This is a genomic window from Nocardia sp. NPDC049526 (assembly GCF_044465765.1).
In the GTDB taxonomy this organism is placed as follows: Bacteria; Actinomycetota; Actinomycetes; order Mycobacteriales; family Mycobacteriaceae; genus Nocardia.
Genome location: NZ_JBITMA010000014.1, coordinates 65836 through 78947, shown reverse-complemented (window position 1 = coordinate 78947; position 13112 = coordinate 65836). Strand labels below are relative to the sequence as shown.

Genomic DNA, 13112 nt, shown 5'->3' with positions numbered 1-13112 from the left:
TATAGTAAGTTTTTCAAAGGCTGACGATACGAGTGGAGGCTATCGGTGTCGGATGAGGTTCTGCGGGAACGCCGCGGGCGCACACTGGTGATCACGATCAACCGGCCGGATGCGCGCAATGCGATCAATACGGCGGTCAGTCAGGGACTGGCCGCCGCGGTCGACGAGCTCGATGAGAGCCCTGAACTGTCGGTCGCCGTGGTGACCGGTGCCGGTGGAAACTTCTGTGCGGGAATGGATTTGAAGGCATTCTCGGCCGGTGAGATCGTGATCGTGCCGGGGCGCGGACTCGGTTTCACCGAAAAGCCGCCGGTCAAACCGATCATCGCCGCGGTCGAGGGGTATGCGCTGGCGGGCGGCACCGAAGTGGTGCTGGCGACCGACCTGATCGTCGCCTCGAAGACCGCGAAATTCGGTATACCCGAGGTCAAGCGCGGCTTGGTCGCGGCGGGCGGCGCGCTGCTGCGGCTGCAGCACCGCATCCCGTATCAGAAGGCCGTCGAACTGGCGCTGACCGGTGACAGTTTCACGGCCGAGGAGGCCGCGGCCTACGGCCTGGTGAATGCGCTCACCGAGCCGGGTAAGGCGCTCGAGGAAGCGCTGGCCCTGGCCGAGCGGATCACCGCGAACGGGCCCCTGGCCGTCGCGAAGACCAAAGAGGTCATGGTCAAATCCAGCGACTGGACCTCCGAGGAGATGTGGCAGAAGCAGCTGGAACTGGTCATTCCGGTGTTCCAGTCGAAGGACGCACAGGAGGGCGCGCTGGCCTTCGTCGAAAAGCGCGCCCCCAAATGGACCGGGACGTAAGGGCTTTCGGCTCACGTGTCACACCACAATCGACCCATGAAGTGAGGAGACGCTGTGTCGTTCGAAGGTGAAGTAGTACTGGTGACCGGCGGCGCCGGCGGATTGGGTGATGCCACGGTGCGCCGGTTGCACGGTGCGGGCGCCGCCGTCGTCATCGCCGATGTCAACGACGAGAAGGCAACGGCGCTGGCCGACGAGCTCGGCAACAAGGTCGCCTATGTGCGCACCGACGTGCTCGACGACGCGACCATCGAAACCGCGCTCGCGAAGGCGGACGAGCTCGGCACGCTGCGCTACGCGGTGATCGCCCACGGTGGTTTCGGTGTGTTGGAGCGCGTCATCAACCGCGACGGCAGCCCGGCCACGCTGAAGGGCTTCACCGACACCATCGCGCTGTACCTCACCGGCACCTACAACGTGCTGCGCCTCGCCGCCGCGCGGATCGCGAAACTGGACCCCAAGCCGAACGGGGAACGCGGTGCGATCGTGATGACGAGCTCGATCGCCGGGTACGAGGGCCAGATCGGTCAGTCCGCCTACTCGGCGGCCAAAGGCGGCGTGATCTCGCTGACCTTGTCGGGCGCAAGGGATCTCAGCTCGGTAGGCATCCGGTTGAACAGCATCGCACCGGGGACCATCCACACGCCGCTGATGGACTTCCTCGGCGAGGAGCGGCTGGCGAAGTTCGCCGCGTCGGTGCCCTTCCCGAAGCGACTCGGCGCACCGGACGAGTACGCCTCGCTCGCACAGCACCTGCTGGAAAACCCGTATATCAACGGTGAGGTCGTGCGGATCGATGGCGCGCAACGATTCCAGCCGAGGTAGGTTGCCCTCCGAGGGGGAACGCACTGCGAACCCATGAGGCGCGACCTCGTTGGTGGCAGCTCGATTCGGCACCGCCGATGGCGCCACGTGCGCGGGTTCGACACTGCCCGACCGGCCCTGCTCTTGCGGGGCCGGTCGGTCGAAAACGATGGTGCCTAGAGGCGGTAGTCGCGCAGTACACCCTTGCTGATGATCCGTTTCTGGATCTCACTGGTGCCTTCGCCGATCAGCATGAACGGCGCCTCGCGCATCAGCCGCTCGATTTCGTACTCGGTGGAATAGCCGTAACCGCCGTGGATTCGGAAACTGGCCTGGGTGACTTCATTGCAGAATTCGCTGGCCAGATATTTGGCCATGCCCGCGGCGACGTCGTTGCGTTCACCCGAATCCTTGAGCCGGGCGGCATTGACCATCATCAGATGTGCCGCTTCGACTTTGGTCGCCATCTCCGCCAAGGCGAAGCCGATGGCCTGGTGTTCGACGATGGGTTTGCCGAAGGTCGATCGTTGCTGGGCGTAGCGGGCGCCGAGTTCGAATGCGCGGAGGGCTATTCCGCAGGCACGCGCGGCGACGTTGACCCGGCCGACCTCGATGCCGTCCATCATCTGTTTGAAGCCCTCGCCCGGACTGCCGCCGAGCACCGTGTCCGCGGCTGCGGCGTAGTTGTCGAACAGCAGCTCGGTGGTATCGATGCCCTTGTAGCCCATTTTGTGGATCTTGCCGGGAATGGTCAGGCCCGGCGCCACCGTGCCGTATCCGGCGGGCTTTTCGACAAGGAAGGTCGTGAGGTTGTCGTGCGGGCGTTCGCGCCCCTCGTCGGTGCGGACCAGGACCGCGACCACGGTCGCCGTCGAGCCGTTGGTCAACCACATCTTCCGGCCGTCGATGATGTAGTCACCCGCGGCGTCACGGACCGCCTTGGTGCGGATGGCGGCCACATCCGAGCCGAGTTCGGGCTCCGACATCGAGAACGCACCGCGGATCTCGCCCGTGGCCATCCGGGGCAGGAAGTGTCGCTTCTGCTCCGGAGTGCCGTGGTGCTCGAGCAGATACGCCACGATGAAGTGGGTATTGATCACGCCCGAAATGCTCATCCAGCCCCGTGCCAGCTCTTCGACGCAGAGCGCGTAGGTGAGCAGCGATTCGCCGAGTCCACCGTATTCCTCGGGGATCATGAGGCCGAACAGCCCCATCTCCGTCATGCGGTCGACGATGGCCTGCGGGTAGGTGTCGGTGTGTTCGAGTTCCTGAGCGCTGGGAATGATCTCCTTGTCCACAAAGGTGCGGACCGTATTCAGGATTTCGGTCTGGATCTCGGAAAGACCGTGCGTTCGTGCGAGTTTCACAGCACCACCACCGTTCGAGTTTCCGCGACACACGCGGGCTTGGCCTGTTATTCGTTGTCGATGGTCCAGCGGACGGTGAGCTGTGCCCGCGACTGTTCGACGCGCAGGTCCGCGATGGTCGCGGTGGCACGGATGCGGGTGCCCGATCGGACCGCCGACGGGAAGCGAACGGTATTGCTGCCGTAGTTGATTCGGGCCGTCCCGAAGTCGAGGGCGTAGATGTCGCGGCCGAGCAGCGGGATCAGCGAGAGCGTGAGGTAGCCGTGGGCGATGGTCGCGCCGTAGGGTCCATCCGCGGCGCGCCGCGGGTCGACGTGGATCCACTGGTCGTCGCCGGTGGCTTCGGCGAAGGCGTCGATCCGCGTCTGGTCGATCGTCAGCCACGGGCCCGGTCCGATGGATTCACCGACCGCGGCACGCAGCTCGTCCAGCGAGGTGAATACGCGCTTGGTCATGCCACCCTCTCGAAGATGGCGGCGAGACCCTGTCCGCCACCGATACACATGGTTTCCAGGCCGTAACGCAGTTCGCGCCGGTGTATTTCGCGTGCGAGGGTCGCCAGCATGCGTCCGCCGGTGGCGCCCACCGGGTGGCCGAGCGAGATGCCGGAGCCGTGCACGTTCGTGCGTTCGAGATCCTGCTCGCCGAACTTCCACTCGCGCAAAACGGCCAGGGCCTGTGCGGCGAACGCCTCGTTCAGTTCGATCAGGTCGATATCGGCGAGGGTGAGCCCGGCCCGGCTCAGCGCCGCCTCGGTCGCGGGCACCGGTCCGATGCCCATGATGTCGGGTCGCACTCCGGCCACCGCCCAGGATTTGAGGGTGACCAGCGGGGTGAGCCCGAGTTGCTCGGCTTTGTCGCGCGTGGTGACCAGGCACATCGCGGCGGCGTCGTTCTGGCCGCTGGAATTGCCCGCCGTCACTGTGGCATCCGGATCGAGCCGTGCGCGAACGGGTTTCAGCTTGGCGAGCGCCTCGAGGGTGGTATCGGCGCGGGGGTGTTCATCGATCTCGATCCGGGTTTCCGTACCGGGCAGGATGATCGGGATGATCTGCTCGGCGCTCGCACCGCTGTGCTGTGCCGCGACTGCGCGTTGGTGCGACAGCACCGCGAGTCGATCCTGCTCCACCCGGGTGATGTCGTAGGTTCTGCGCAGATTCTCCGCGGTCTCCAACATGCCGCCGGGGACCGGATGATGTTGTCCGCCCGCCGTTTCGCGGCCGCGGACCAGACCGTCGTGCACTTGGACGCCCCCGCGTGCACCGCCCCACCGCATATCGAGCGAATAGAACGCGGCATTGCTCATACTCTCGGCGCCACCCGCGACGACCACGTCGTTGGCGCCGCTCTGCACCTGCAGCACGGCCTGGATGACTGCCTGCAGACCGGAACCGCACCGACGGTCGATCTGCATCCCGCCGACCGTCACGGGCAACCCGGCATCCAGTGCGACCACGCGGCCGATGGCGGGGGCCTCGCTGTTCGGATAGCAGTGGCCGAGTACGACGTCCTCGACGAGTTCGGGGTCGATTCCGGTGCGCCGCAACAGACCTCGCAATGCGACGACGCCGAGGTCGACAGCACTGAGTGACCGGAACGAGCCACCGTAGCGTCCGATGGGGGTGCGGACGGGTTCTCAGATCACAACTTCACGCATGGAATTCGTCTCCAGGAGCAGGGAGCGGTCCGCGGGCGGCTACATGAAACGCCCACCGGTCACCTCCAAGGTGGTGCCCGTCATGTAGGAGGACAGGTCCGAGGCGAGGAACAGCGCGACATTCGCTACCTCGGTCGGCTCACCGGCGCGCGACATCGGAATCTCGGACATCTTCTGCGCCCATACGTGTTCGGGCATAGCCAGGGTCATCGGCGAACGGATCAACCCGGGTTGGATCGCATTGACCCGGACACCGTGTCCGGCCGTTTCCTTGGCCGCGGCTTTGGTCAATCCGATGATGCCTGCCTTCGCGGCGGAATAATTGGTCTGACCGGCCATCCCGACCTTGCCCGAGAGCGAGGATATGTTCACGATGCTGCCGTGTTGGGCTTCCCGCATGATCGCCGCGGCCAGCCTGGTGCCGTGCCAGGTGCCTTTGAGATGCACTGCGATCACCTCGTCGAAGTCCTCCTCGGACATCTTGCGCATGGACGCGTCGCGGGTGATTCCGGCGTTGTTCACCATGACGTCGAGCGCGCCGAATTCGGTGAGTGCCGTATCGAGCAGAGCCGCGATATCGGTTGCCCGGGTGACGTCGCAGCGAACCGCACGCGCAACATCCTCGCTCAGAATTCGTTGTGTATCACCGGGATTCAGATCACCCACCACCACACGCGCTCCGTGCAATACGAATGTTTCGGCGATGGCGAGTCCGATGCCCTGGGCGCCGCCGGTGACAACGGCGACGCGGCCCTCTAGTAGCGACATGGATATGTCCTTTTGACTGAGTTCAGTACTGGGTGGATCCGAGGTCGACCGATATCTGGGCGGCCGTGACGAAGCGTGCTTCGTCGCTGGCCAGCCAGCACACGGCATTGGATACGTCCTCCGGGTCGGCGACCCATGCCGGGAGGAAGGGGGTGATCATATGCGCCAGTTGCGGATTGGATTCGAGCGCGCTGCCCAGCGCGGCGACCATGTCACCGCTGCCCATGGGCGTATTGACCGCACCCGGGTGCACGCTGTTCACACGGATATCGTGCTTTCCGAGTTCAGCCGCCAGTGACCGAGCCATACCGGTGATGGCGTGCTTGCTGGCCGTGTAATGCACCATGAACGGCTGCATCTTCACACCCGCGGCTGAGCTGATCAAGATAATGGACCCCCCGCGGCCGCCGTCGACAATGTGCTGAGCGCCTGCGACGACGGTATTCCAGGTTCCGATGACATTGACGTCGATGACGTCGCGGAAGGATTCGGGGGTTATCGCGTCCCAGGTTTCGGGGATGCAGATTCCGGCGTTGGCGACGATGGTGTCGAGGCGACCCAGGGAGTCGACCCCCTCGTTCACGGCCTTGCGCAATCCGTCCAGGTCCCGGATGTCGACAGTGGAGGCGAGTATCCGGCGGCCGGTCGCTTCGACCAGCCGCACCGTCTCGGCGAGATCGTCGGGAGTCGCCGAATCGTAGGGAACCGCGGGTGGGAGCGGGCCCGCCACATCGACCGCGATGATGTCGGCGCCTTCGGTAGCCATGCGCACCGCGTGTGCGCGGCCCTGACCTCGCGCTGCTCCGGTTATGAACGCCACCTTATCCGTGAGTCGGCTGGTCACTTGCTCTCCTTTGCCTGCGGCGTCGTATGCGGATGGATCATATCCGCGAGCGGAGAACCGGCCTCTCGTTGCCGTATCGCCGATCCACCGAAATCTATATCGTATTGTCTATCGTAAGTGCAACGGTAGCGTAGCCGGGGGTTGCCGTGTGGATCGAGTGAGGAGTACGCGTATGTCGCAGGTCATCGGGTTTGTCGGTGCGGGACAGATGGGCGAGCCGATGGTGGTTCGGCTGGTGCGGGCCGGCTATCGGGTGGTGGTCTACGCGCGCCGTGAAGCGGTGCGGGAACGCTTGCGGGCATGCGGTGCGGAGGTAGTGGATTCGGCGGCCGCGGCTGCCGCGGCCGCCGATATCGTGATCGTCTGCGTGTTCTCCGACGCGCAGTTGGTCGAGGTCGTCGGCGGCCCCGACGGCGTATTGGCGGCAGCGGGCCCGGACACCGTCGTGGTGTCGCATACGACGGGCGTGGTGTCGACGGTAAAGGATTTGGCCGCAACGCATCCGGACGGACCAGTGCTCTTGGACGGGCCGGTGAGCGGTTCGGCCGAAGATATCGCGGCGGGGAAGCTGACGGTGCTGCTGGGCGGTCCGGCGTCAGCGGTGGCTGCAGTGCGCCCGGTGCTGGAAGCCTATGCCCGAACGATTGTCGCCACGGGTGGGCTCGGCAGCGCATTGGGCGTGAAGCTGGTGAACAACGCGCTGTTCGCCGCGAGTGCACAGCTGGTAGCGCTCGCGGCGGACGTCGGCAGACGATTGGGCATCGAGGACAACGATTTGCTGGATGCGCTGGCGGCATGCAGCGGTAACAGCTATGCGGCGAATTCGATTCGGCGCAGCGGAGGATTTCCGAAATTCGAACAGCTGGCGGCGCCTTTCCTGCGCAAGGACGTAGCGGCGTGTGTCGCCGCGACCTCCGATCTCGGTGTCGATCTCGGCCTGCTCGGCACCGTCATCGCCGACGGTCCCTTCGACCTCGGCTGACGCCGAAGCGGCCGGATGCCAACGCATCTCGGCCGCCCCGACCAGATCCGCCACTCGACGATCCCCGCGGTGCTGGGTTTGCGACCGTGTCGCATGAGCGGCGCGATGACGAACGCGACCAGCACCGACCCCGCCGTCGTCCAGAAGGTGAGCGCATAGGCGCGGACGGTCAATACCTGCGGGATCGGCTGTTCGACCGAACCAGAACGGCGAGTATTCGCCATCTCGATGCATCGTCGAGGCGGCCGGTGTCGATGGCATCGAGGCCATCGGGCGGCGTGGTTGACATGGTGGCCATCAGGCCCTCCCGCCTCGGGATGTCTCGCGCACTGATTCGCGCGCCGTATGGATTAGCCCCGCGATTTCGCGCGCGGCGTGTCAAAGGACGCGCGGGACACAGGTCGATTCCGAGGCAACCTATTCGGACGAGCGGGTGGTGCGGAAACAGTAACGGCCCCAGTCCATTACGTGTTGGACCGAGGCCGTTGCTCGCGAACAGGTCTTGTTACGCCGTGGGGCGGGTGAACTCACCGTCTTGCACGCCTGCTGTGAAGGCGTCCCACTCGCTGGGAGTGAATACCAGTGCCGGGCCGGTCGGGTTCTTGCTGTCGCGAACCCCTACGCCCCCGTCCAGGAATGCCACCTCCACACACTCGGTGTTTCCGGCACTGCGGGTGCTCTTGAACCATTTTGCCCCCGCTAGGCGGTCATCGTTCACTGTCTCGAGTCCTTCCGTGCGACTTGCCGCAGCAATGCCCTACTGGCCACTGCATCCAGCGCTGTGTGCTGGATCGTTGCAGACGCCCGCCGATACCGCTCGACGTCTGCCTCTTCCTCAAGGTACAAGACGCCGTTGTAGTTCTCGACGTAGACGATGGTCGGTTCGGCAACGCCGTTCGCTTTGGGCTCGAAGTCGAGGATGATGAAAGGGCCGACCGCCATGCCGACCGGGAAGCCAGCCGTGAAGGGCAGGATGCGGATCGAGACATTCGGCCTGGTACTCATGTCCGCCAGATGTCGGCACTGAGCCGCTGTGATGGCGTCGCTTCCGACGATGGTGTGCAGGACGCATTCGTGGAGTACGACATCCACGATGACCGGCGCTTTCTTGCGCGTGAGGATCTTCTGACGCTGCATCTTCAACTCGATCCGGCGGTCGTGTTCCTCTTCGGATTCCTTCGGGAAGTAGATCCGATTCAGCGCGGCAGCGTAGTCGGCCGTTTGGAGTAGGCCGGGAACCAGATCGGGTCGCCAGATCTCCATCGACCGCGCGTCGGTCTCCAGGCGCATGTAGACGTCGAGGTTGGCTCGAATGAGATCGTTGTACGGGTCGTACCAAGTCTTTTCGGCCACCTGCCGAGCCAGCTCGATCATGGCCGCGACCTGATGGTCCGGAATTTCGAGAATCTTGCCGAGCTCGACGAGATCGCGATCCAGCACCTTGCCGGGCTCTCCTCGTTCGAAGCGCGCGTACCTACTGTGGCTCCACTGCATCGCTTTCGCGACCGCCTCCTGGGTGAACGACGTATTCGCCTCGCGCTGTCGGCGGACGAACTGTCCCAGCTGGCGTCGTGGCAGTGAAGTGTGTCCCGCAACAACCATCGCAGCTCCTTGGCACTATCAGAAATGACAGAGGTCAACTGCCATAGTGGCAGGCTCCCTGCGGATTTGAATCACTTTCGGAGAGATGTGAATTCGGCAGTGCCATTCTGGCGGTCGAGTGATCTGATGTGGCTACGCCCGAGCGAAAGGCCTCGACGTAGTTCGAGTCCCACCTTCCGACTCGGCGATCGCCCCATCCCATTCGAGGCCGGGTGTTCGAAGACTCGGTACCGACCGGAGGTTCGAAATGATAACGAACAAGCAAGCGGCAGAACCTGATACGCGCCGATGTGCCCGGCCGAAAGCTGTCGGATTCGTGCGCGGTGACGTATCCGGACTCGCCGCACCCCGACACGCGTGCGCCGTAATGCGGCACGCCCAGTCGTTGGGCTATCAGTACATTTACACGATACGGCCCCCGCGGGACGCGCCCGATCCGATCGGGTATGCCCTCGGCATCGCGGGCGGGCTCGATGTTGCCGCGCTCGTTGTCTTCGACCTGGCTCACGTCAACGATCAACCGGCGCGGGTGTGCGCGGACTTCGATCTCGAAACCGTCTGTCCCGCAACCACTTGGGCCCGGACGGCGCGCCCGGGACACTGTGCGGTGGGCGCGGCGTGATGAACCAGCAACTCGTCTTCACCCTGCCGGAGATCTGCGAGTACGCGGATATCGAGCTGGCCCACGCACTGATGCGCAGACACCGTACCTGCAGGCGTCATCGGTGCGCGTGGAAAGCCGCGGCGTACTACACACTGATGGACGCCGGACGGCTCGTCCCGCAAACAGTAACCGCGCGCGAGCGGGCCGCCGCCCGGGGGATCGCGTTCCCGCCGTTGGACAGCGAGGCGTTCGCCCCGGGCGGGCCGACTCTGCGCACATTGCACGAGGTGCTGGACAAGCTCAACGAGCTGGCCTCGCCGGTCCCGGGCCTGGGCGCGAACGATCGCGGCATCGACTGACACTTCGACGGGGTCCGCAATGAGCGAGCATCGCACCGAGGTCGACGGCTGGCGGGCGGACTGGCGGATCGACCGCCACCGCATCCGAATAACGATGGTAGGCAACCTATCCGAATCGCAACCGCTGCTGTCCGCCGCGACACCTGCCGCCGCACCCGACCTGGTCGAGCTGCGCGAGCGGTTCCCGGAACTCGCACGGCTGTGGGACGCGATCCGGCACGAGTATTGGGTTGAATTCTTTGTCCCCCAAGAACATTCACAGGGAACGATCTAGCGAAAGGGGTATCCGGTGACTTCCGATCCGGAATCGGCCCGAGTACAACAGCTCGCGAGTCGGGCTGCACGAGCAGGCTACCTGCTGGTGCGCGATCACGGCTGGACGCTGCTCGACGCGGAAGACGGCGAATCGCTGTATTCCGCAGCGTCCCTGGACCTCATCGAGCAATGGCTGTCCCAATGACACATCCGACAGTCACCTGCCACCACGCACCGACAATTCGGGTTGCTGACAACTGTCCGACAATTCGAGTCGATGGTGCGGGCGGAGTAACCCGGGGCATGGATCGGCCTGGCGTGCAACGCCATTCGCCCGACCGCAGTGTCGGCGGGCGGTAGTACGGTGCGCCACATGGCCGCGAACCCGTCGAACCCCCACGACGCCTACTTCCGCAATGTGCTCGGCAGACCCGCCGAGGCAGCCTCGGAACTACGTCTGGTTTTGCCGAAGGAGATTGTGGCGCGCCTGGATTGGGCCACGCTCGAGGTGCAGTCGGGTACGTTCGTGTCCGATGAGTTACGGTCCCGCCAGAGTGACCTGCTGTTCCGGACCCGCCTCGACAGTCGCGACGCGTTCGTCTATATCTTGTTGGAGCATCAGAGCCGCAGTGACAATCTGATGCCGTTCCGAATGCTCGAATACGTTGTGAACATCTGGAGCCATTACCTGCGCTCGCAGTCCGATGCTCGATTGTTGCCGCCGATCATTCCGGTTGTCGTTCATGTCGGCCCGAACGGAAACCGGTGGACGGCACCGATGGACGTAGCGGATCTGATTGATGCCGACGCCGACATCCGGGCGGCGCTCGGGGATTACCTGCCGCGGTTGCGGTACGTACTCGATGATGTCAATGCCGTCGATCTGCCCGCACTACTGCGACGGCCTCTGACACCCGCGGCCAAGGTCATGCTCTGCCTGCAGAAGATTGTGTCGGGTAACGCCGACCTGGTCGCGCAACTGTTGCTCCTCCGCCCCGAACTCCGTGCCATTATCGCAGGTCCAAGCGGGAAACAGGCCTTCAGAGCCATCGTGAAGTACATTTTGTTCGTCGGTGATATAGATGCCGACGACCTCGATCCCCTCACCGATCAACTCGGGCCCGAAGCCAAGGAGGTCATCGTGACTACCGCTGACAAGTTGCGCGCAGAAGGTGAAGCGCGCGGTGAAGCACGGGGCGAAGCGCGCGGTGAAGCGCGCGGTGAAGCACGTGGGCGGGCGGCGACGTTGATCGAGGTGTTGACGTTGAAGTTCGGTCGGCTGCCCGCGTCGGTTGAGCAGGCGATCCGTGATGGTGGATTGGAGCAACTGAAGGTGTGGACCGCGCGGGTGCTCACGGCAAGCAGCCTGGACGACGTCCTGGCGTGAGTGGGGCGCCACTCGACTACGCCCAGCGCCGAGCGATCGACTCGGCCCGCAGCCAAGGGGGTCATCGTGACTACCGCTGACAAGTTGCGCGCAGAAGGTGAAGCGCGGGGCGAAGCGCGCGGTGAAGCACGTGGGCGGGCGGCGACGTTGATCGAGGTGTTGACGTTGAAGTTCGGTCGGCTGCCCGCCGCGGTGGAGAAGGCTGTTCGTGATGCCGAGGTGGAGCAGCTCAGGGTGTGGACCGGGCGGGTGCTCACGGCAAGCAGCCTGGACGACGCTCTGGCCTGAGCGGGGTTTCCGCACCGGTCGCGCTGTCGACGCTCGGGCTATAACTGGCCGCGCTGAGCGTTCTTGACGAGTCCGCCGCCGATGATCAGGCGTTGGATCTCGCTGGTGCCCTCGTACAGTCGCAGGAGCCGGACATCGCGGTAGATGCGTTCGACGGCCACATCCCGCATATAGCCGGTGCCGCCGTGCACCTGCACCGCCAGATCGGCGACATTGCCCGCCATTTCGGTGCAGTACAGCTTCGCGACCGATGGTGCGATGCGCCGGTCCTCGCCCGCGACCCAGCTGCGCGCCGCATCGCGGACCAGCGCCCGGCCCGCCATGATCCCGGTCTGCATATCGGCGAGCATGGCCTGCACCAACTGGAACTGTCCGATCGCGGTGCCGCCCTGAGTGGCGGTCGCGGCGTAGTCCACCGACTCGTCGAGCGCGCGTTGCGCGGCGCCGACCGCGAGCGCGGCGATGTGGATGCGGCCGCGAGCCAGCGAGGTCATCGCAGCGCGATAGCCGATGTCCTCGCTGCCGCCGACCAACGCCTCGGGACCTACGCGCACATCCTGGAATCGCACCTCCGCTGTCCACGCGCCCTCCTGTCCCATCTTGCGGTCCTTGGGCCCGACCTCGACGCCGGGGGAGTCGGCGGGCACGAGGAATACCGCGATTCCGGCGCCGTTCTGGTCGGCTGGGCGGGTGCGCGCGAAGGCGACGAACAGATCCGCCACGGGAGCGTTGGTGATGAATCGCTTCTCGCCGTTGATGATCCAGTCCGCCCCGGACCGGACTGCTGTACTCCGCAACGATGCCGGGTTGGAACCCGACCCGGATTCGGTGAGTGCGAACGAGGCCACCACCTCGCCGGACGCGATGCGCTCTAGCCACCCCGACTTCTGTTCCTCGGTGCCGAATCCGACCAGTACCTGCCCCGCGATCCCGTTGTTGGTGCCGAACATCGACCGCAGCGCGAGCGTGGTGTAGCCGAACTCCATCGCCAACTCGACGTCCTGTGCGAGATCGAGGCCGAGCCCACCCCATTGCTGGGGTATGGCGTAGCCGAAAAGCCCCATCGCCTTGGCCTGTTCGACGATCTCGTCGGGCATCCGGTTCTCTTCGGCGATCTCGCGCTCCCGCCCGACGACAACGGTCCGAACGAACTTCCTGGTCTGGGCCAGGATTTCGCGGAAATCCTCCGGTGCGACCACATCGACGCCGGTGGATGAACTCGTCATGACATGGCCTCCTGATTGACCGCCCGGCTGGCGTGTATTACATTACTGTAATGGCAGCGGTATGTAATTCGGTAGCGCTCGGGCATGGCCGCGTGGACCGGGTGCCAGAGCTTCGTTCTCGATGTATCGGTTGCTGCGATGGATGCTTATGACGTTGGTCTA

General features: G+C 64.7%; 17 protein-coding genes. 9 read left to right on the top strand and 8 right to left on the bottom strand.

From position 1 onward, the window contains the following. Nucleotides 1–45: 45 nt before the first annotated feature. Both ACIBW7_RS34465 and ACIBW7_RS34460 read left to right on the top strand, forming a co-directional pair. The gene (locus ACIBW7_RS34465) at nucleotides 46–807 is read left to right on the top strand and encodes a crotonase/enoyl-CoA hydratase family protein (RefSeq protein WP_397053750.1); all 762 of its coding nucleotides are present in this window, start codon (nucleotides 46–48) and stop codon (nucleotides 805–807) included. Nucleotides 808–861: 54 nt separating this feature from the next. After that, the gene (locus ACIBW7_RS34460) at nucleotides 862–1632 is read left to right on the top strand and encodes an SDR family NAD(P)-dependent oxidoreductase (protein WP_397053748.1); all 771 of its coding nucleotides are present in this window, start codon (nucleotides 862–864) and stop codon (nucleotides 1630–1632) included. Between the two features lie 155 nt (nucleotides 1633–1787). On the opposite strand, the gene ACIBW7_RS34455 is transcribed toward ACIBW7_RS34460, so the two are convergent. From ACIBW7_RS34455 to ACIBW7_RS34435, 5 genes are all read right to left on the bottom strand, one after another. Further along, nucleotides 1788–2978: an acyl-CoA dehydrogenase family protein gene (locus tag ACIBW7_RS34455; protein WP_397053746.1), complete on the bottom strand. Its 1191-nt coding sequence runs from the start codon at nucleotides 2976–2978 to the stop codon at nucleotides 1788–1790. 47 nt (nucleotides 2979–3025) lie between these two features. Next, entirely contained in the window at nucleotides 3026–3433 is a 408-nt protein-coding gene (locus ACIBW7_RS34450; protein ID WP_397053744.1) for a MaoC family dehydratase, read from the bottom strand. Then, nucleotides 3430–4596 (bottom strand): acetyl-CoA C-acetyltransferase, encoded by a 1167-nt coding sequence (locus tag ACIBW7_RS34445; protein WP_397053937.1) that lies wholly within the window; start codon nucleotides 4594–4596, stop codon nucleotides 3430–3432. Before ACIBW7_RS34445 ends, ACIBW7_RS34450 begins: the two co-directional genes overlap by 4 nt. A gap of 78 nt (nucleotides 4597–4674) precedes the next feature. Continuing rightward, on the bottom strand, nucleotides 4675–5403 hold the full coding sequence (fabG, locus tag ACIBW7_RS34440) for a 3-oxoacyl-ACP reductase FabG (RefSeq protein WP_397053742.1): 729 nt from the start codon (nucleotides 5401–5403) through the stop codon (nucleotides 4675–4677). A 22-nt stretch (nucleotides 5404–5425) separates the two neighbouring features. After that, on the bottom strand, nucleotides 5426–6247 hold the full coding sequence (locus tag ACIBW7_RS34435) for a mycofactocin-coupled SDR family oxidoreductase (RefSeq protein WP_397053740.1): 822 nt from the start codon (nucleotides 6245–6247) through the stop codon (nucleotides 5426–5428). A 172-nt stretch (nucleotides 6248–6419) separates the two neighbouring features. On the opposite strand from ACIBW7_RS34435, the gene ACIBW7_RS34430 reads away from it, so the two are divergent. Continuing rightward, nucleotides 6420–7229 carry an NAD(P)-dependent oxidoreductase gene (locus ACIBW7_RS34430; RefSeq protein WP_397053738.1) on the top strand — a complete coding sequence of 270 codons (810 nt, stop codon included), beginning with the start codon at nucleotides 6420–6422 and terminating at the stop codon, nucleotides 7227–7229. A gap of 505 nt (nucleotides 7230–7734) precedes the next feature. On the opposite strand, the gene ACIBW7_RS34425 is transcribed toward ACIBW7_RS34430, so the two are convergent. Both ACIBW7_RS34425 and ACIBW7_RS34420 read right to left on the bottom strand, forming a co-directional pair. Further along, complete coding sequence (locus ACIBW7_RS34425) at nucleotides 7735–7947, bottom strand: DUF397 domain-containing protein (RefSeq protein ID WP_397053736.1); 213 nt, start codon at nucleotides 7945–7947, stop codon at nucleotides 7735–7737. Continuing rightward, nucleotides 7944–8831, bottom strand: coding sequence for a helix-turn-helix domain-containing protein (locus ACIBW7_RS34420; protein WP_397053734.1), 888 nt, complete (start codon nucleotides 8829–8831; stop codon nucleotides 7944–7946). Before ACIBW7_RS34420 ends, ACIBW7_RS34425 begins: the two co-directional genes overlap by 4 nt. Nucleotides 8832–9147: 316 nt before the next feature. Between ACIBW7_RS34420 and ACIBW7_RS34415 the strand changes: the two genes are divergently transcribed. From ACIBW7_RS34415 to ACIBW7_RS34390, 6 genes are all read left to right on the top strand, one after another. Then, nucleotides 9148–9453 (top strand): hypothetical protein, encoded by a 306-nt coding sequence (locus ACIBW7_RS34415; RefSeq protein ID WP_397053732.1) that lies wholly within the window; start codon nucleotides 9148–9150, stop codon nucleotides 9451–9453. Next, nucleotides 9453–9794: a hypothetical protein gene (locus ACIBW7_RS34410; protein ID WP_397053730.1), complete on the top strand. Its 342-nt coding sequence runs from the start codon at nucleotides 9453–9455 to the stop codon at nucleotides 9792–9794. Before ACIBW7_RS34415 ends, ACIBW7_RS34410 begins: the two co-directional genes overlap by 1 nt. 19 nt (nucleotides 9795–9813) lie before the next feature. Continuing rightward, a complete protein-coding gene (locus ACIBW7_RS34405) occupies nucleotides 9814–10068 on the top strand; it encodes a hypothetical protein (protein WP_397053728.1) in 255 nt (84 codons plus the stop codon). Between the two features lie 15 nt (nucleotides 10069–10083). After that, entirely contained in the window at nucleotides 10084–10254 is a 171-nt protein-coding gene (locus tag ACIBW7_RS34400) for a hypothetical protein (RefSeq protein WP_397053726.1), read from the top strand. Nucleotides 10255–10422: 168 nt separating this feature from the next. Next, nucleotides 10423–11436, top strand: a complete 1014-nt coding sequence (locus tag ACIBW7_RS34395; protein ID WP_397053724.1) for an Rpn family recombination-promoting nuclease/putative transposase — start codon at nucleotides 10423–10425, stop codon at nucleotides 11434–11436. A 66-nt stretch (nucleotides 11437–11502) separates the two neighbouring features. After that, complete coding sequence (locus ACIBW7_RS34390) at nucleotides 11503–11724, top strand: hypothetical protein (protein WP_397053722.1); 222 nt, start codon at nucleotides 11503–11505, stop codon at nucleotides 11722–11724. A 38-nt stretch (nucleotides 11725–11762) separates the two neighbouring features. Here the strand turns inward: ACIBW7_RS34390 and ACIBW7_RS34385 are convergent, their stop codons facing one another. Continuing rightward, the gene (locus tag ACIBW7_RS34385) at nucleotides 11763–12950 is read right to left on the bottom strand and encodes an acyl-CoA dehydrogenase family protein (RefSeq protein WP_397053720.1); all 1188 of its coding nucleotides are present in this window, start codon (nucleotides 12948–12950) and stop codon (nucleotides 11763–11765) included. Between the last annotated feature and the right edge of the window lie 162 nt (nucleotides 12951–13112).